This window comes from Granulicatella seriolae (assembly GCF_024543085.1).
GTDB classification, from domain to species: Bacteria; Bacillota; Bacilli; order Lactobacillales; family Aerococcaceae; genus Granulicatella; species Granulicatella seriolae.
In genome coordinates this window covers 1-19,285 of the sequence record NZ_JANHNZ010000007.1, presented here as the reverse complement: position 1 = coordinate 19,285, position 19,285 = coordinate 1, and the positions used below count along the sequence as shown (strand labels likewise).

The following is a 19,285-nucleotide window of genomic DNA, read 5'->3' as shown; positions in this document are numbered from 1 at the left end:
AAATAAAAGATACAGAGATTATTACTTTAAGATAAAGTCTATTTCCCGAAGTAATCAAGCAGGCGCTTGGCAATTTCTTTGGATAATATTCTTAAAGCAACGGTATTTTCTGAACCACTCGGTAACATCCAGACAATATTATTATCCAAAATGGCAAAATACTGCGATAATTGCTTTTTGAATTTGATAGTATAGCCTAACATGGCTAGCTTATCTACCCGCTCCTGATAAATCTGTTTACTTTCCTCAGAAACTAAGGAACTGTGTGGTAATATCAAGGTAATTTTCTCACCATTTGTGATGGAGGTTAGCTGATTGAACATCACTCTATTTAAATATGGTAATACCAATACTCCCTCTTGCACAGTAGCCAAATTAATACCACAAACATTTCATCTGAAAAATAGTCTTTGTAAGAAGCAACTAAAGAGACAATACGCCCATCCTCCATACAATAGATTCGCTCTTCATTACTCATTTAGCATCTCCTCCTTAGTACAAAAAAACCGCCCAATAAATGAGCGGTAAATTCGGCATAAAGCCTTATTTTTGCAGATTCTCCGATAATTTCCTATCACTAAAAATTATTTGAGCACATTCCGTCGAATGTGGTAGTCTTAACTACATTTATATCATACCATAATCCTAAAAAAATGCAAGCGTTTTTTCATTTTTATCAACTATTTCTACTGATTATGCCATTAATCTTCAATAATTCCTTTTAATTGTTCCGATGATATCTTGTATTTGTTTCTTAGATTGTCAGTATGTACTTTATTAGCATCATCACTATAGTTGTATAAATGTTCTGCATTTTAAAGTGTGAATACTTTGGCTCGACGTATGTTTTATTAAATTTCTTGATTATAATAACGATTATATAGCACTTTAAGCTCTGCAAATGTTTGAATATTAACAAAGATATGTTATCATAAAAGCGTTAAGCAAAGTATTTAAAGAAGATATCCATTTTGAGACGTCAAATAGTGACTTATCCTCTATTATATGAGCTTATCTTTTTGACAGGAAAGCAAAAATCGATAATTTTGAAACAATTTGAGGTTTTTGCACTCTCCATAATTTCCTATCACTAAAACTAAAATCAGTTTGAGTTCGATTGAGAACAAGTTTTTGCACTCTCCATAATTTCCTATCACTAAAACAACTTTGGTGAAGCTTCTGGGGTTGCCTTAGTTTTTGCACTCTCCATAATTTCCTATCACTAAAACTTCAAATACAATCCGTGGTGCAACCAGTTTGTTTTTGCACTCTCCATAATTTCCTATCACTAAAACGACAGTACACGGGTAGCGTGCCACCTACCAGTTTTTGCACTCTCCATAATTTCCTATCACTAAAACAGGATGAAGGTTACACGGTATGCCCCATCTGTTTTTGCACTCTCCATAATTTCCTATCACTAAAACGCTTTGGCTCTCTGAGCCGTAACGTTAACTGTTTTTGCACTCTCCATAATTTCCTATCACTAAAACCATTATCCACAACAGATAAAACAGACAATTGTTTTTGCACTCTCCATAATTTCCTATCACTAAAACATTGTGAAACACACCATACAGACCGGCGAGTTTTTGCACTCTCCATAATTTCCTATCACTAAAACATACTCCTCGATTGATATAGAGCAAGCCTTGTTTTTGCACTCTCCATAATTTCCTATCACTAAAACCACTGAGGTCCTCTCTTGGATGAGAGCACTGTTTTTGCACTCTCCATAATTTCCTATCACTAAAACCCAGAAAATGCTATTTGTTCATGGAAAAGGGTTTTTGCACTCTCCATAATTTCCTATCACTAAAACAAAAAGAGGATTGTCTAGATAGCTTGAACAGTTTTTGCACTCTCCATAATTTCCTATCACTAAAACTTGGTTTGTTTGTTGTTGCAGGTGGTCCTAGTTTTTGCACTCTCCATAATTTCCTATCACTAAAACCCGCTAACTTTGTCAATAATTCGGGCGGTGGTTTTTGCACTCTCCATAATTTCCTATCACTAAAACAAGAAACGTACCAGATTATCATTTGTTTTCGTTTTTGCACTCTCCATAATTTCCTATCACTAAAACCTTCCAAGTAGTCATCATCGACTTCAAAGAGTTTTTGCACTCTCCATAATTTCCTATCACTAAAACTTTTGTGTAAAGTTCAAAAACAATTAAGTGTTTTTGCACTCTCCATAATTTCCTATCACTAAAACATGAACCTGAATATTCAAGGCTAGGACTGCGTTTTTGCACTCTCCATAATTTCCTATCACTAAAACTTGTCTTATGCTCGTGCATTAGATTGCACTGTTTTTGCACTCTCCATAATTTCCTATCACTAAAACCGCAAGAGCGGAAATTCCCAGAATTGTCTGGTTTTTGCACTCTCCATAATTTCCTATCACTAAAACACTAGGATTTGCACAGCCTGATGGGTGGTTGTTTTTGCACTCTCCATAATTTCCTATCACTAAAACAAAGGACCCCAGTGGAGGGACCACCCACTAGTTTTTGCACTCTCCATAATTTCCTATCACTAAAACTTGAAAGTTTATGAGATAGATGGGGAGATGGTTTTTGCACTCTCCATAATTTCCTATCACTAAAACAAATCGGGTTGACATTGATTGACTACCCTGGTTTTTGCACTCTCCATAATTTCCTATCACTAAAACACCACACCAGTAGACCTTGCTGCTTCTCTAGTTTTTGCACTCTCCATAATTTCCTATCACTAAAACTCTACTAGCTCACTCCATTTGATATCTTGGGTTTTTGCACTCTCCATAATTTCCTATCACTAAAACTTTCACTGGTGCAAGTAAAGCCTTGAATATGTTTTTGCACTCTCCATAATTTCCTATCACTAAAACAAAAGGCGTTACATACCGTTCTGAGTGCTAGTTTTTGCACTCTCCATAATTTCCTATCACTAAAACAATGGAAGTTGTGTATTAATTATATCAACGGTTTTTGCACTCTCCATAATTTCCTATCACTAAAACAATGTAGCACCAACTTGAGCTGTTGAACTTGTTTTTGCACTCTCCATAATTTCCTATCACTAAAACGTGGATGTAGTCGTCAAGATGTTCAGGCGCGTTTTTGCACTCTCCATAATTTCCCATCACTAAAACTGTAGAATGTAACTTATTTATTATCACGTTTACTCAATGAAACAAATACGATAAATCAAGCTTACCAGAGTGCTTATCGGTTGCGCTCCCAAAGAAATTAACCGTCTTGGTTGAGATTTACAATTAAGTAATTAAAATTTCGTCCCAGAAACTTAAGTATTATTAATAATGAATTTGACGAAAAGCACTTAGTAGTGTGGAAAGGTTCAGATAGGAATGCTAAAATAGAGTTAAAGAGAACAGTAAACTTAGTCTCACTAATTATATGTGGCATCATGAATAGGGTAATCTTATGTTGTTTTGATACTGAAAACTGGAGAACCCACTAAAATGTTAATAATTTGGATTGGTGAAGATAAGAACGAAGTGAAGCTGATAAATATTTTCAGACTCATAGAAAGGAGAAGAAAAGATACAAATGGAAATAGAGTTGTATGATGTTGTTCTCACAAAAGAAGGTAGACGACTTACGATTCTGCTTATTCATGGAAATGATGAAGCGTATGAAGTGACCGATCAAGAAGACGTATTTTCAATTCGGAGAGATGAAATTGAAAAAGTAGTATGGAAATCGTCGACACAATCAAGAGTTGACGAATAGCAACCTTCCTAACAAGTTTTTTAGGAAGGTTGCTATTTTTTATATAAATCGCTTTACGTAGTAGGAAATTATGGAGAGTGCAAAACCTCAAACTTTTTTTAAATCCCAAAATGGTTAACTTAACAAATACGTCTGCTCAAGAAATGATATGTCATTATTTGATGTCTCAAATTGAATATCTTCCTCAAATAATTCGCATATCACCTTCAATAAAACTACATCTCTAGTCATGCTAGGATATTTCAGAGATTTATTAACTCCAATTTCGGAACAAATTCTATAAAAGGATTCCGCTAACTCTTCAGAATCAAATTGATAATTCCCTGGATAGTTCCTTTCAACACTCTGCAGAAAAGTTTCAAAATCAGGTAGCTGCTGAATATCACTTGCACAAACAACTGTATGATGGATATCTTCCACATCATAAAGCGTATTATTTCTTTGATGGAAAACAAAAAAATATAGTTGTTTGCTAATTCTAGCTAAATTCTTCAACCCCTCAATCAATCTATGAGTTCCCTCAACGGATAGAAAATTTTCGGGATTATTAATTGAAATCCATACTTGCTTTCCTGTTATAGACATATACTGCTCAACGAGCTTTAAAAAGCCATCAATCATATCCTCCCCATCCAATAAATAGCTTGGAATCTCTCGATTATTCTTTTTATAAGAAGTCGTCATTAACTTTCCAATGATATCCTCAAAGGTTAAATCAGAAATCAAGTAGCCGATATTTCCCAAAACAGATGATTGTTTATGACCAATCATCGCTTCAAGTTTAAGCAACTCGTCATTAACATGCATCATCTGTTGGCTTACCTCTATGTCCTGTCCCAAATCACACAAGCTAGAATACAAAAGACTTTTCTTGGTAAGTTTGAACTGTAGTAATAGATCATCTACATTGGATAAACTCATAAATAAGCAGGAGTTAACTCTTATTTTCTTTCCTTCAATACATATCTCTATCCCATTATCACCAAAATATTCCTCTTCCACTTCGTTATAACTTGCGGAAGCAAAGTACCGATCTATCAAACTAAATATTCGTTGTTTGCCTACTTGATTACTACCAACAAATATTAGATAGTCAAATAAATCAAATGCATAACTTTCATGAATATTTCTAATTTCAATTTGCAATTAAATCACCACCAGTCTATTTATACCTACGACCGCTTCCTGACGACTTCGATTACCTGATAACAAAAGCATTTCTTGGAACTGATTTTCAGTTACATAAATTAGTCGAATATTTCCATTTTTAGGAACTTTCTTCTTCAAAATATCTTCAAACTTCTTCAAAGCACTCCGATTTGGCAAGGTACGATAGTATATGGAATACTGCATCATAGTAAATCCATTCTCTAGCAACGACTTTCTAAAAATACGGTAATCTTTTTGTTCACGCGGTGTTTCCATGGGAAGATCAAACATGCATAATAGTCTCAATTGCTCAAATCTCACTTTCCTCACACTCCAGATAGTCTGTGAATTGTATTGATAATAATTGCCTTACATCGTTTTGTTCCATGGCACGGATAAAAGAGTTAACATAATCTGCAATAGCTTGATTAATATATACTTTTCTCCCTTTTATCTTAATTTTTTGATTCAGGAAATCAATTAATTTAAGCCTGGTCTCATAGGTTAGATACTCTACTTCTGTCCGTAATATCTGACTGATAATATAATAATCCATAATTGGTCTAAATGGTTCCATCAAATCATCAACGAGATTGAAGCTATTGTATTCATTACGATGAAAAATACCTAGCATTGGCAATAAACCAAGTGCCGAGACACTCCGAGCTACTTGGGCACGCACAATACTGTAGCCATAATCCATACAATGATTCGGTAAAGTATTGTCATCTCTAGTGAATCCTTGCCCATATAAAGAATTAAAGTAAACTTTAGCGACATGTCCTTCCCGATTGGTCTCGTCCCCTAGAAAAATGTTTTCTAAAAAATTTTGCATTAATTGCAGCCGTTCTTCGTCAACATCCAGATGCCTTGCAACATCAATTTGGTTTTTTATTTTTTGAGAAACAATACTCGTCCAGGCATTTTGTTTTAACAATTCTTCCCAATCTGCCTGCCAAATAGCTCGCTTGGCACTTTTATGGTATTGGCCCATTCCCAAAAATATGCCACATGGTAGGTAAGTATTATCACATATGACTAGATCAATATGGTATTTAGCCAATTTTGACATGATTCGTGTTGTAATGGTCGTTTTATCTCCTTCTAGAATAACGGTGTCAATATCCATTAAAGGAATTGTAAATGACTCCCCTTCCTTGCTTACTTCTAAATTATCAAGCTTCAACTTTAGGCGTTCACCATTTTTAACAAATACTGTTCTAAAACCCACGATTACCCCTCCTACTTATGCACAAAAAACCGCCCAATACACGGGCGGTAAATTCGGCATAAAGCCTTATCTTTGCAGATTCTCCAATAATTTCTAATCATAAAAATTACTTGAGCACATTCTGTCGAATGTGGTAGTCTTAGCTACATTCAAATAATACTATAGCATCTACAACATACAAGCGTATTTACAACTTTTACCACCCATTCTACTATATTAACCCATTAATCCTCAATAATCCCTGTTAATTGTTCGGATGTTATCTTGTGTTGGTTTCCTAATATGTCGGTATTTATTTTTGCTAATGTCCTATTCTTAATCACTATTTTAACGCGTCCCGAACTATCGGACTTACCGATCACTTTTAATAGTTCATTGCTTTCCCACTTAGATTTACAAATTGGCTTTATTTCTATTTTATTTTTTCCAGAAATTTTTGAACTAAATAAGCCTTCAAATATTTCTTTGTCTGTTTCAATTTGGATTACGTTCCTCTTATACAAGCTAAATTTAAATTCGCTCTTAGCCCCAATACCTTCCTCAATTTTTAAATTTTCATAATCTTTTCTAGGAATTCCGTATGCACCCCGATAGAATTTTAGGTGATTATACTTGATACCCATTAATTCAAAGTTTTCTGTTTCTGGATTGTAATAAACATCCGCTCTCCATGGCTTTAGACTTGTGAGACATACTTTTCTACCATTATCCGTCTTATCTATCAAGTACCCCTCTTGATTCTTAGTGATATTGATATGTGAACCTAATTTTTTATCATAATATTTCACTTTTCTTATAATTGGTCCATTTCCTTTTCGTGAATATTTTTGAATAGCCGGGATTCCATTGTCCTCACAGTAAAGTTTGAATGGTGAAACACCAACTTTAGTGACTTTGCCACTTGATTCTACTTTCTCAATGGTATCAGGATATTCTGCACTAATTTTCATCAAATGTTCATAGGTTTTGGGATCAATATCTTTCATCAAAAGGTTATCTTTTTGTTTGATAAAAGCCTTATATCCTTCATCAGTATATATATCTTTAATAGTACCAATTATATAATCTTCAATTTTTTCTTTATCCTTAGCTGATTTCGCTAGTTCAATTCGACCTCTCGTTGAATACAATGTAGCGTTAGCAACTTTTCGGTTAGATTTCTTATCAATTTGATGAGAAAATTTGATGCGCTTATGCAGTTTCAATGGTACTAACTGTTCAATAAAGTTGTCCCATTGTGGTACGTAATTTTTCTTGTCGTAAAAATCTTTTTGCATAAATTCTCTAGGTGTCAATATCTCACCAGTGTCTAAATCTACAACCCGGGATAATTTTCCTTCATCAGAATATTCAAATTCAAACGGAGTTACGTTAACATATGGTCTAACAGCACATAATGTTGCATCAACTGCATGATGGTGGTGTGTTTCTCTTGTTTTGTCTAAATCTTTACCCCATTTTTTTCTCAACGTGTGTGTAAATGAACCATTGATTACATAAACCTTTGTAGCATTCTGTTGATTAAAGAAACTTTGAATGGTATTAAGAACAACTCGACTGGCATATCTAGTATCGTTTAAATTTCTAGCAATAAATCCATCTCTGACAGCTGGGTCTAACATGGATCTGGTATCCAACAGATTTCTCTTCTTATATTTGTTGAAGGACTTATTCTTTTTCACCCACTCTTCAAAATCAGACCATGATCGTTGAATCAACTTATTCTCCCCGATCACTTCATACGGTGAATGCTGGCCCTTTATTTGATTGGCATGTGCGGTAACTAAGACTTTATTGTTCAACGAATCATCAAAACTAATTGATAGAGGGATAATATGATCAACTTCCGTAACACCACTTAATAACTCTTCAGGTTGAATGGGTTTTCCTGTGTAGGCACATTTTCCATCCTGTTCAAAATAATAAAACAGCTTTTGAGCAAAACGACTTTTTCTAAACTCTGTCTCAAATTTTATTTCAGACCATCCAGATTTCTCTAAAAAATACTTCTTACTATCTAGTTTTCTTCCTTCATTTTTCTTTTGGATAGTAGATATAATCTTCTTTTGATCATCTTCATTCTTGTCACGTGGCATTTCTACAACTACCGAAACAATGTTTTCTTTTCCATATTTTTTTATTAGCTGATTAAAAACTTTGAGCGCTTGATTAATGGATTTGGAAACTGTCGGATTGAAAATTTCTTGAATAATCTCTTTTGTAGGCAACTTGTGATAAGCTGCATATTGGTTTCTATTCGTTTGTTTAACACCTAAGCGCTCTAAAATAGTATTCTGTTCATCTGATGTATGAAGAAGTTCTGGAATTAGTAGATTAAGTGTACTAGAAGAAAATCTATGCCAGGTTTGTTCTGATTCTTTTTTTCGTAGGTCACTAAATCTTTCCTCAACAACTTTTCTAACATTTTCGTCTAATTCTGGTATTCGACTTTCAATTGTTGCTACTATAGCATCCAAGTCTGTATTCAACGTTGTGATAAAGGCGATTTCATCTAGAGTAGCATCATTAATAGTCGCTATATTAATACCATACTCAGCAAAAATCCCTCGCCAATTTCTATACCGCTTTAGGCTATGAATTAATGGTTTTTCATTTTTATCTTTCCGCCACCCATTAATCTCCTTAGCTGTAAATCCCAATGATTTTGCCAAATCATTTGGTCCGTATGACTTTACATCCTCATGTAGAAGTTTAGCAAGGATATCTTGTTTTTCCTCAGTAGTTAGTTTGTGGTCTTCACGAGGTAAGGTTAGATTGTTCAAATCATTCAATAGATTGAATTTTTGTGCAGATATGCTATTGCTACTGGCACGAACAAGGCCTCTTAGATCCGTTCCAATTAACTTATCAAAAATGTTATCAGCTGGTTTTCCAGTTGTTGGATAATCTGCCCAACGTCCGTATTTACTTGGATTTTCAGCGTTTCCTGGACCATGATAATAAGGTCGTTTCCGATAGACCAAACCTAAGTGTTGTGCATTATCTTTTCCAACAAAAAAATTGATAAACTCGTCTGTAATTTCAGGGTGATATTTGGCTTGCGTTTTTAAAATACTTTCTAACTCTTTAGCATAAGCGGAAACCGTAAAAATATTTAGTTGATAATTTCCTTTAGGATTTACACCACTTCGAACTCTAGCATTTTCATTCAAACGATGCAGTTGAATTTGTCCAGGTGTAAACTCTTTTAACAACTGTCGGTTCCGGTTGACCTCTTCAGTGTAAGTTTTCCCATCTGTGCCACTAGATTCTGCATCCTCATCGCTTAAATAGCTAATACCTCGTTTTTTTAAGATATGTGTAATAGCAGCATAGATCTGTTCTTTATTAAGCTCCTCTGTTAGCCCTTTGACTCTCAATTCATATGGATTTTCAACTTGATGCTTACTATCTCTTTTAAAGCCATGTTTCTGAAGATAAAATTTCGCATCATTAAGTCGAGTACGTCTACGACCACTTAAGCGCCTAGTTCCACGAGCATTTCTTCTTTCTTTGTTCGCATCGCTGTTTCTCGAACTAAATAAACGAACACCTAAATCTTCAATATATCCCGTTTCGCTATTGATGACAGACCATCCTACAGAGGCTATGCCAATGTCTAAACCAATGCTATACTGTTTCATTATTATTCCTCGCTTTCATTCTTCTATAAATTCCTATACCTTGAAAATTTTCTTATTAAGCTTCTATAAAGCCCCTAATACAAAAAAAGGTGAACGTCCTTACTTTCCACCATAAACTTCTCTTAGGTTTTTGTCTTTGTAAACGCTATATATTTATAAAATACACTATTCTAACCATTTGTGCAATAATTATTTTTTAATTTTCAGATTATTATGTGCTTTTTTCTAGAGTTATCGCTGTTTTATAGTAAAATATACCGTCCAACTTATTTTCTACTTTCTAGTTCTTAGATAATATCTTTGAAACTCTAACTTTTGATCAGCACTATATTTTTTTCGAATGTTTGAATATGAACAAAGATATGTTATTATAAAAGCGTTAAGCACAGTGTTCAAAGAAGATATCCATTTTGAGACGTCAAATAGTGACTTATCTTCAGTAACATAAGCTTATCATTTTGACAGGAAAGCAAAAATCGATAATTTTAAAACAATTTGAGGTTTTTGCACTCTCCATAATTTCCTATCACTAAAACCAAAATTCTTTAATTCTATGGTGACGTTTGGTTTTTGCACTCTCCATAATTTCCTATCACTAAAACTGCCATACCATCTGATTGTAATTGGCTCCAGTTTTTGCACTCTCCATAATTTCCTATCACTAAAACGTGAAGCACTTTTGCCTCTCACATCTTATGGTTTTTGCACTCTCCATAATTTCCTATCACTAAAACTGAAACAAAGCATCAATATTTACTTGATTTGTTTTTGCACTCTCCATAATTTCCTATCACTAAAACTAACACGCTGTTCGACTTCATCAACGACAAGTTTTTGCACTCTCCATAATTTCCTATCACTAAAACAGTGGTGAAGGTGGTGACGGTTATCAATTAGGTTTTTGCACTCTCCATAATTTCCTATCACTAAAACGTTATCAGGTAGAAAGGTTTCTTGTGGCTTGTTTTTGCACTCTCCATAATTTCCTATCACTAAAACCAGCGGCATTGGCATGAGCTTCAAACTTCAGTTTTTGCACTCTCCATAATTTCCTATCACTAAAACTCAAAATAGACATGGAAAATAAAAAGCTGTGTTTTTGCACTCTCCATAATTTCCTATCACTAAAACTTTCAGTAACTCTTTAGATGTTTTCTGTTCGTTTTTGCACTCTCCATAATTTCCTATCACTAAAACCGCCTTCATCTTGATGTAGTCGCGTTCCTGTTTTTGCACTCTCCATAATTTCCTATCACTAAAACGTGTTCGATTGCCTCTTTTTTCTTCAAGTAGTTTTTGCACTCTCCATAATTTCCTATCACTAAAACATGTAACTGATCTGATTCAAATATCGTTTTGTTTTTGCACTCTCCATAATTTCCTATCACTAAAACAATACGGCCACAGAACTAGAAACGGTGGTTGTTTTTGCACTCTCCATAATTTCCTATCACTAAAACATGTGGACAGATAAGCTTGACATAACCACCGTTTTTGCACTCTCCATAATTTCCTATCACTAAAACCAAAGCCGTCAGATTCTCTAGCTGCTTGACGTTTTTGCACTCTCCATAATTTCCTATCACTAAAACGCTTGCGGGAACCTAACCTTTAACCTCTCTGTTTTTGCACTCTCCATAATTTCCTATCACTAAAACCTCACCGAGTTCACAATCCTGGCTGGGGTAGTTTTTGCACTCTCCATAATTTCCTATCACTAAAACTCATAACTGAATTGATGAAGGTAGTTGATAGTTTTTGCACTCTCCATAATTTCCTATCACTAAAACCAGGTGCATATTTAGTACAAGGATTCGCTAGTTTTTGCACTCTCCATAATTTCCTATCACTAAAACCGTAGTGTGAGTTCCAAAGAGTCGAACTGTGTTTTTGCACTCTCCATAATTTCCTATCACTAAAACGAATCGGGGGAAATCATTACAGCGACAAGTGTTTTTGCACTCTCCATAATTTCCTATCACTAAAACTGATTACGCGAACTATAAAGACTTTGTCCCGTTTTTGCACTCTCCATAATTTCCTATCACTAAAACTCATAACAAAGTGGCTAGGTGGAGAGGAGTGTTTTTGCACTCTCCATAATTTCCTATCACTAAAACCTAGGCACATTGACAGGAAATACCTTGCCTGTTTTTGCACTCTCCATAATTTCCTATCACTAAAACCTATTACCAGAAACGGTTAACATTGGCGATGTTTTTGCACTCTCCATAATTTCCTATCACTAAAACGCAATTCTTGTGTGTATATTCCAGCCGCGGGTTTTTGCACTCTCCATAATTTCCTATCACTAAAACAGTTGAAAGGTACACCCTTAAAGTATATGTGTTTTTGCACTCTCCATAATTTCCTATCACTAAAACAGCGCGTTTTAAATTTATGCTTGAATAAGTGTTTTTGCACTCTCCATAATTTCCTATCACTAAAACCTAGTCATTGTATCACCCCTTTTTATCTTTGTTTTTGCACTCTCCATAATTTCCTATCACTAAAACTTGATTGGTATGTTATTAAAGACTTGTACTGTTTTTGCACTCTCCATAATTTCCTATCACTAAAACCTAAAAAAATTATTGTAATCGTGGGCGCTGGTTTTTGCACTCTCAACAATTCCAAATCATTAAAATACCACACACCAAAAAGCACCGCTATTCCAGTACGAATAGACGGTGCTTAAATTCATTATTAATCCAAATACAAATCAGTGGATTGGTTTAACCAGCTATAAAGCAAACCGATTAATAGACCACCACCAATATAATTGCCAATTCCTGAGAAAAAGAAGTTAGATAGCACGCTACCTACAGTCATTCCTTCTATTGGACCACCATTTGCAAAAAAGGCTAATGAGAATGTTGAAAAGTTAGCGATAACGTGTTCGAAACCTAGAAATGCAAAGATAAAGATAATAAAAATCATGGAGATAACTTTACCGGCATCATCTTTCATTCGAATGGATACGAAAACAGCAGTATTTACAATGACATTGGCGAAAATCCCTTCAATCAATTGGGTCATTGGTGGTTTAGCCAATTTTGCAGTCGCTGCTTGAATTAAGTAATGGTCAGGAGTGACATGTGAATAGGCATCTGTGAAAGATAGTAAGAAAGTAAATACCACAGCTCCAATGAAATTAAACAAAATACAGGTTCCTAAAATTTTAAGAGCTAGACCTGGTTTTAAAATTTTTCGGTGAATAGCTTCTGTCATATACATCATATTAGATGTACCCAATTCGGCATTCATATAAATAATCATTACAAGAGACCAACTAAACATAAAGGCATAAAAAAACTTACCTGATCCCATTACAATACCATCTGCACGATTAGCGATATATGATGCGATAGCGACTCCCATTGATAAGAAAAGCGTAGCAAGCATTGAGCGAGCTGCATATCTAGCATAACTATGTTCAAATAACTCGGATTTCTTTTGGATGCTGTTAATAATACTATAAATTAATCCACGATGTTGTACTTCCAATTTTTTCACTCCTATTTTTTCATTAGTGATTAGAGTATATCACTTTTATTCACAATAAGGTATCCCTTTAATGAAAGCAACCGTTTACCTTTGCAATTTTTTCATTTTTCTCCTAGTTTCTCCTGTTTACGCTGTTTATTTCGATGACGAAGTTGTGAAAAAAAGGTCTGTAAAACGATCTTACACTCTTCTTCCAAAACTCCCGACACTACTTGGGCCTGATGATTGAAGCGTTTATCTTCTAATAAATTCATAAAAGTTCCAGCAGTTCCTGCCTTAGGGTCAAAAGCACCAAAAACAACCCGTTTCAGTCGAGATAAAATAACCGCACCACTGCACATAGGACAAGGTTCCAGAGTTACAAAAAGTTCACACTCTTCTAAACGCCAATTTTTTAGACTATGATTTGCCTGTCGAATGGCTTTAATTTCCGCATGCAAGGTCGCATCTTGTTCAAGTTCACGCAAATTGTGTCCCCTACCAATAATCCTGTCTCCAAGAACGACCACTGCCCCGATTGGCACCTCACCCAAATCAAAAGCTTTACTGGCTTCTAATAAGGCTTCTCTCATAAAAAACTCGTCTCGTTCAACCTCAGTCAGCAAAATTCCACCTCCAAATACATACATAACAAATAAATCATACCAAAAAATATAGAAAAATAGTATACTAAATAGAAAGACAGGAGTAACGTTACCTTTTATGTTTGTCTAATTCCAAATATTCCTAGTAGTAAGAGATTATAGTAAGCACAAAAATTTTTTGTGTCTCTTTCTCAACTTATTTGTTTTAGTGATAGGAAATTATGGAGAGTGCAAAAACTCGACAATATAAAATTCTCCAATCATTTCTTTAGTATAAAACCATAAAGAACAACCAATTAAGGAGGCCCAAAGTGACTCACCCTATCCAACAAGCATTCCCAACCTCTAAAATACTCCACCACAACCAAACAGAGTCGCAAGACATAGCCATCCCCATTTCGGACTCCGAATGGCTCCATATTGCGCTCAATCAGTTAACTGAACGTGAACGATTATTATTAAACAGCCTTCTACCCACTAATAGCTCCACTCTTGGTGTATCAAGAGAGACTGATTGGTCTTTATACCTGCAAGGAAAAAACTTGAACAGACCAAAAACTTTTTCAGTCGTTCAGTTTATCTACTTCCAATTGCAAAAATCTGAGCAAGAATCCTTTTTATCATGGGAATGGCTAGAAACGATTCAAGAACTTTTCCCGAACGGACTAGCAAGCTTCCAACTCTCAGACAATCTCTTCGTCTTAGTTGTTGACCAAAGTACCCTCATGCCATTAAAAGATGACTTACAAGCATTAATACCGGCACTAGAGGAAGATTTTGGCGTTCAGTTGCACATTATGCATGGTCACTGTTGGCATAATTCTTACAATTGGTCTCAAGTTTTTATGGCAGAAAGAGATATTTTCTATAGTTATTTGGCAGAATCTGGCCGACAATCATTGATTGATTTCTCTCCATTATTTCTTTGGTCACTATTACATGCGATTGAAGCAACAGATGAATTAGTCACCATCATAGAACATTCCTTAACCCAAATTGACTCCAGCAAAGAATTAATTGAAACCATGTGGCACCAACAAGGAAACCTAAGCAAAACAGCTCAACAATTATTCTTACACCGAAACACCCTACAATACCGAATTGACCGATTCCAAGATTTAAGCGGATTTTCCTTAAAGCAAATCGATGACCTAGCAGCTTGCTATTTCATTCTACAAAAGTCAACCTGTTAAATATAATCTTCTTTTCTAGATTAAAACGGTAGGTAAGCCAACATCCGCCGCCAAAAATAGCCCATTCTAACAAAATATGTTAGGATGGGCTATTCATCAACTCTTGATTTTGTTTTTGATTTCCATATTACTTTTTCAATCTCATCTCTCTCAATTGAAAAGACATCCTCCTGATCAGTCACTTCATACGCTTCATCGTTTCCGTGAATAAGCAAAATTGTTAGTATCCGACCATCTTTATCTTTATTTTAGCAATCCTTTTTATTATTTTCCACACCACATTAGTCCAGATATAACTTGATATCAAGCATCTACTGTTTCCTTTGATTGAATTAGCCAAGACAGACAATAGGAGAATCCATTATATGCTACACTCGATAGTTTGATTAATAGGAATTATATAGAGTCCATACTACTCCTTTTTTCCTCAACACACTTAATACAAAAACAGCGTGCAATAAACGAATGATTATCGTCATTGCACGCTGTTCATATTGAGATTTATCTAGAAAAGATGTTTCTTCTTTTCCACCAGAAAATCTTTTGCAGACTCAACATTATCTAAAAAATTATCTTTCAAGTCAGATGTTTTCGCCAATAAAGACATAAATTTATTGATATCCCCATCGTTCATATTGTCAATCATCTTCATAGCTTTTTCATTGCCATTCAGATTATCACGAACGTAAGATTTAACTTTCTGCTTGTTGATAAAAGCAGTGATTTTTTCTTGTGTTTCATCATTGGATGCTAAAAGTAGTGCAGCTGAAGCGGCCGCTACTGCTATACCAATTCCTAACCATACAACTTTTTTATTGCACTTTGCCATGTAAATCAACCCCTTTTCTTTTGTACTATCATCCTACCACAATTCATGATTTTTATCGAATGATAGCGTTTCAAAAGCATGTTTTTTTAGATAGTTACAACTTCTCTATCTGCTGTTTTCGTCTTAGTGGTTAACGTTTTATCCTCAGGCGATTTAGATGAAATATAAATTTTTCCTTTTTTAGCGCCAATCGTTACTTGGTCACCGAATTTAACATTGCCACTAAGCATGGCTTCACTCAATGGGTCTTCAATTTGTTTTTGGATAGCTCTACGGATTGGTCGAGCTCCATATTCTGGATCAAACCCTTCCTTAGCAACCACATCGATAGCTCCAGCTGTAATTTTCAAATGGATGGTTAAATCTGCCAAACGTTTAACAATTTCCTTGGTCATCAAACCAACAATCTCATGCAGCTCATCCTTCGTTAATTTATGGAAGACAATCGTTTCATCTATACGGTTGAGAAGCTCAGGTCGGAAGGTATTTTTTAATTCTTCACGAATGCGTTTATCCATGGCAACATGGTCGTGTTGAACACTTTTGGCACCAAAACCAACTGATTTTTCATCTCTCAGAGCTGTCGCCCCAAGATTTGACGTCATAATCAAAATGGTATTTCTAAAATCAACTTTTCGTCCTTTGGAGTCCGTTAAATGACCATCATCCAATACTTGTAAAAGAATGTTAAACACATCCGGATGGGCTTTTTCAATCTCATCAAGCAGAATAACCGCATAAGGTCTTTGACGAATTTTCTCGGTTAGCTGACCTCCTTCGTCAAAACCAACATAGCCTGGAGGAGAACCTACCAAACGAGATACAGAATGTTTTTCCATATACTCTGACATATCAATTCGAATTAAAGCATCACTATCACCAAACATGGATTCAGCTAGCGTTTTTGCCAGTTCTGTTTTTCCGACACCAGTTGGTCCAAGGAAGAGGAAAGAACCAATTGGACGATTTGGATCTTTCAAACCAGAACGAGCACGGCGAATAGAGCGAGCCACAGCAGAAACTGCTTCTTCTTGTCCAATGACACGTTTATGCAAGTCTTTTTCTAAGTAAACTAGTCGTTCACTTTCTTTCTTCTCCATTTGTTTCAATGGAATCCCTGTCCATTGTGCCACTACTTCGGCTACATCATTGGCATCAATAGACGTGATAAAGTTAGGTTTTTCTTGTTCTTGACTAGCTTTGAGTAATTTTTCATAACGTTCACGCTTCGTATTTTCTTTCTTACGAATTTTAGCAGCAGCTTCAAAGTTCTGATTTTGTATAGCCGTCTCTTTTTGATTGGCCAACAAGTCTAATTCTTCTTCTAATTTGGCAAGTGGTGTCTTGGCTTGGGTAATATCCAAGCGTGCCTTAGCTGCAGCTTCGTCCATCAAATCGATGGCTTTATCTGGCAATCTACGAGAAGTAATATAACGAACAGATAGCTGAACTGCCGCTTCAATAGCATCATCAGTGATTTCAACATGATGGTGTTCTTCATACCGTGAGCGTAATCCCTTCAGAATCTCAATAGAATCTTCTGGTGTAGGCTCGTCAATATGAATGGATGCAAAGCGTCGTTCTAGGGCAGCATCCTTTTCAATATATTTTTGGTATTCATCAAGTGTAGTTGCCCCAATAACTTGCAACTCACCACGTGCCAAAGCAGGTTTTAAAATATTAGAAGCATCAATAGCCCCTTCAGCCCCACCCGCACCAATCAAGGTATGCAACTCATCAATAAAGAGTACTACATCATTTTCACGATAAACTTCATCCAGGATTTTTTTCATACGTTCTTCAAATTCACCACGGTATTTTGTTCCAGCAACCAAGGCACCCATGTCTAACATCATCAAGCGTTTCTTAGCTATTTCTTCGGGAACTTGTCCAGAAACCATTCGTTGTGCCAAGCCTTCGACAATAGCTGTCTTCCCAACACCGGGTTCCCCAACTAAAACAGGATTGTTCTTAGTACGACGACTAATGACTTGAACAATACGACGCACTTCATCATCACGCCCAACAACCGGGTCAATTTTTCCGCTACGAGCTAATTCTGTCAAATCACGGGCTAGAGAGTCTAATGTAGGTGTACCACTTTCCTTAGCCTGTGCTTGTTGTTTACCATTTCGCCCAGCAGAACGATTCGGTTGACGGATACCAATTTTATTGTAAACTTCTTTGGCTACTTCAACTGGATCCAAACCAGCATCACGTAAAATTTTGGTAGCTAAAACCTCTTCTTTTAAAAGACCCAATAATAAATGTTCCGTTCCAATTAATGGTGCACCCAAGCGACTAGCTTCTGACGAAGCAAAAACAACAACTTTTTTAGCTCTAGGTGAGTAAGGCATTAAATATGGATCCATTTGTTTTCTATTAGAACCATAACCAGTTAATGCTTCTATTTCTTGACGAATAACTTCTGGAGTAATGCCAAAAGCTCTCAATGTTTTTCCAGCAATGCCTTCTTGTTCCATAGTAAGTCCTAATAACATATGCTCCGTTCCAACCGATTGATGCTTAAACAAAATAGCTTCACGAGCAGATAAGACCATCGCACTTTTAGCTTTTTCAGTAAATAATTCACTCATTCTTTTTCCTCCTTTAAACGTTTAAAATCATGCCATAAGAGCATTTATTTAAACAACCACCACTACTCTATCGATACAACTATTCATATTTTAAGTTGTTCAAAAATTCCTTCATCATTTGACTACGGATTAGATCTTCCTTTTCCTCAGCATGGACCAAAACCTCATGATCCATAGCTACCAGCATCAATTCTGCTTCACGTTTTGAAACAATATCATTCTCATATAAGTTATGCACCATATGAAGTGCCTGTTTAGCAGATAACTTTTCTTGTAAAATAGCCAAGAGAGAATGGATCACTTCGATATCACTGACAAGGTTAACTTTCATGATTCGAATGTAGCCCCCACCTCCACGTTTACTTTCCACAAGATAGCCTTGCTGCACAGTAAAACGAGTATTGATAACATAATTAATTTGTGAAGGGACACAATTGAATCGGTCGGCAATTTCGCTTCTTCTAATCTCAACTTTTTCTTGACTGGTTAACACATTTTTCAAATAATTTTCAATTAAATCTGACATGTTGGGAGTTTGCATCATTTACCTCCTTCGTTTTACTTTGACTATATTTGACTTTTATTATACAAGATATCTGCTGATTTGAAAAGTAATTAGTTCTGGTCCATACACTTCAATTAGAAAAAACAAAAAAAGCCTATCTAACGATAAGCTTTACTCTTAGTCGGGAATACAGGATTCGAACCTACGACCCCTTGGTCCCAAACCAAGTGCTCTACCAAGCTGAGCTAATTCCCGTAAAAAATGCACCCAACAGGAGTCGAACCTGTAACCGCTTGATTCGTAG

General features: G+C 35.6%; 13 protein-coding genes, 1 tRNA gene and 2 CRISPR repeat arrays. Of the genes, 2 read left to right on the top strand and 12 right to left on the bottom strand.

From position 1 onward, the window contains the following. Window positions 1–38: 38 nt before the first annotated feature. Both NPA36_RS07330 and NPA36_RS07325 read right to left on the bottom strand, forming a co-directional pair. A complete protein-coding gene (locus tag NPA36_RS07330) occupies window positions 39–350 on the bottom strand; it encodes a phospholipase D-like domain-containing protein (protein WP_256945473.1) in 312 nt (103 codons plus the stop codon). Further along, on the bottom strand, window positions 332–478 hold the full coding sequence (locus NPA36_RS07325; protein ID WP_256945472.1) for a hypothetical protein: 147 nt from the start codon (window positions 476–478) through the stop codon (window positions 332–334). Before NPA36_RS07325 ends, NPA36_RS07330 begins: the two co-directional genes overlap by 19 nt. Before the next feature lie 583 nt (window positions 479–1,061). Further along, window positions 1,062–3,141: a CRISPR direct-repeat array (repeat unit 36 nt; unit sequence GTTTTTGCACTCTCCATAATTTCCTATCACTAAAAC). A gap of 418 nt (window positions 3,142–3,559) precedes the next feature. Here NPA36_RS07325 and NPA36_RS07320 point away from each other — a divergent pair. Further along, complete coding sequence (locus NPA36_RS07320; protein ID WP_256945471.1) at window positions 3,560–3,742, top strand: hypothetical protein; 183 nt, start codon at window positions 3,560–3,562, stop codon at window positions 3,740–3,742. A 114-nt stretch (window positions 3,743–3,856) separates the two neighbouring features. Here NPA36_RS07320 and csn2-St read toward each other — a convergent pair whose 3' ends face one another. From csn2-St to tadA, 6 genes are all read right to left on the bottom strand, one after another. Continuing rightward, entirely contained in the window at window positions 3,857–4,888 is a 1,032-nt protein-coding gene (gene csn2-St, locus NPA36_RS07315) for a CRISPR-associated protein Csn2-St (RefSeq protein WP_256945470.1), read from the bottom strand. Next, entirely contained in the window at window positions 4,889–5,212 is a 324-nt protein-coding gene (gene cas2 / locus NPA36_RS07310) for a CRISPR-associated endonuclease Cas2 (protein WP_256945469.1), read from the bottom strand. Next, the gene (cas1, locus tag NPA36_RS07305) at window positions 5,202–6,122 is read right to left on the bottom strand and encodes a type II CRISPR-associated endonuclease Cas1 (protein ID WP_256945468.1); all 921 of its coding nucleotides are present in this window, start codon (window positions 6,120–6,122) and stop codon (window positions 5,202–5,204) included. Before cas1 ends, cas2 begins: the two co-directional genes overlap by 11 nt. A 224-nt stretch (window positions 6,123–6,346) precedes the next feature. After that, complete coding sequence (gene cas9 / locus NPA36_RS07300; protein ID WP_256945467.1) at window positions 6,347–9,766, bottom strand: type II CRISPR RNA-guided endonuclease Cas9; 3,420 nt, start codon at window positions 9,764–9,766, stop codon at window positions 6,347–6,349. A 500-nt stretch (window positions 9,767–10,266) separates the two neighbouring features. Beyond that, window positions 10,267–12,414: a CRISPR direct-repeat array (repeat unit 36 nt; unit sequence GTTTTTGCACTCTCCATAATTTCCTATCACTAAAAC). Between the two features lie 58 nt (window positions 12,415–12,472). Next, a complete protein-coding gene (locus NPA36_RS07295; RefSeq protein ID WP_256945466.1) occupies window positions 12,473–13,273 on the bottom strand; it encodes a formate/nitrite transporter family protein in 801 nt (266 codons plus the stop codon). Between the two features lie 101 nt (window positions 13,274–13,374). Then, complete coding sequence (gene tadA, locus NPA36_RS07290; RefSeq protein WP_407932805.1) at window positions 13,375–13,875, bottom strand: tRNA adenosine(34) deaminase TadA; 501 nt, start codon at window positions 13,873–13,875, stop codon at window positions 13,375–13,377. A gap of 293 nt (window positions 13,876–14,168) precedes the next feature. On the opposite strand from tadA, the gene NPA36_RS10245 reads away from it, so the two are divergent. Then, the gene (locus tag NPA36_RS10245) at window positions 14,169–15,050 is read left to right on the top strand and encodes a PucR family transcriptional regulator (RefSeq protein ID WP_256945464.1); all 882 of its coding nucleotides are present in this window, start codon (window positions 14,169–14,171) and stop codon (window positions 15,048–15,050) included. Between the two features lie 505 nt (window positions 15,051–15,555). Here the strand turns inward: NPA36_RS10245 and NPA36_RS07280 are convergent. The 4 genes from NPA36_RS07280 to NPA36_RS07265 form a co-directional block, all read right to left on the bottom strand. Beyond that, on the bottom strand, window positions 15,556–15,879 hold the full coding sequence (locus NPA36_RS07280; protein ID WP_256945463.1) for a hypothetical protein: 324 nt from the start codon (window positions 15,877–15,879) through the stop codon (window positions 15,556–15,558). An 86-nt stretch (window positions 15,880–15,965) separates the two neighbouring features. After that, a complete protein-coding gene (locus NPA36_RS07275; RefSeq protein WP_256945462.1) occupies window positions 15,966–18,476 on the bottom strand; it encodes an ATP-dependent Clp protease ATP-binding subunit in 2,511 nt (836 codons plus the stop codon). Between the two features lie 79 nt (window positions 18,477–18,555). Then, entirely contained in the window at window positions 18,556–19,017 is a 462-nt protein-coding gene (locus tag NPA36_RS07270; protein WP_256945461.1) for a CtsR family transcriptional regulator, read from the bottom strand. A gap of 145 nt (window positions 19,018–19,162) precedes the next feature. Beyond that, a tRNA-Pro gene (locus NPA36_RS07265) sits at window positions 19,163–19,236 on the bottom strand. Between the last annotated feature and the right edge of the window lie 49 nt (window positions 19,237–19,285).

Bases quoted from the DNA above. Each gene is read 5' to 3' on its own strand.
- NPA36_RS07325 (WP_256945472.1), bottom strand. From the start codon at position 478: ATGAGTAATGAAGAGCGAATCTATTGTATGGAGGATGGGCGTATTGTC.
- NPA36_RS07320 (WP_256945471.1), top strand. From the start codon at position 3,560: ATGGAAATAGAGTTGTATGATGTTGTTCTCACAAAAGAAGGTAGACGA.
- cas9 (WP_256945467.1), bottom strand. From the start codon at position 9,766: ATGAAACAGTATAGCATTGGTTTAGACATTGGCATAGCCTCTGTAGGA.
- NPA36_RS07280 (WP_256945463.1), bottom strand. From the start codon at position 15,879: ATGGCAAAGTGCAATAAAAAAGTTGTATGGTTAGGAATTGGTATAGCA.
- NPA36_RS07275 (WP_256945462.1), bottom strand. From the start codon at position 18,476: ATGAGTGAATTATTTACTGAAAAAGCTAAAAGTGCGATGGTCTTATCT.
- NPA36_RS07270 (WP_256945461.1), bottom strand. From the start codon at position 19,017: ATGCAAACTCCCAACATGTCAGATTTAATTGAAAATTATTTGAAAAAT.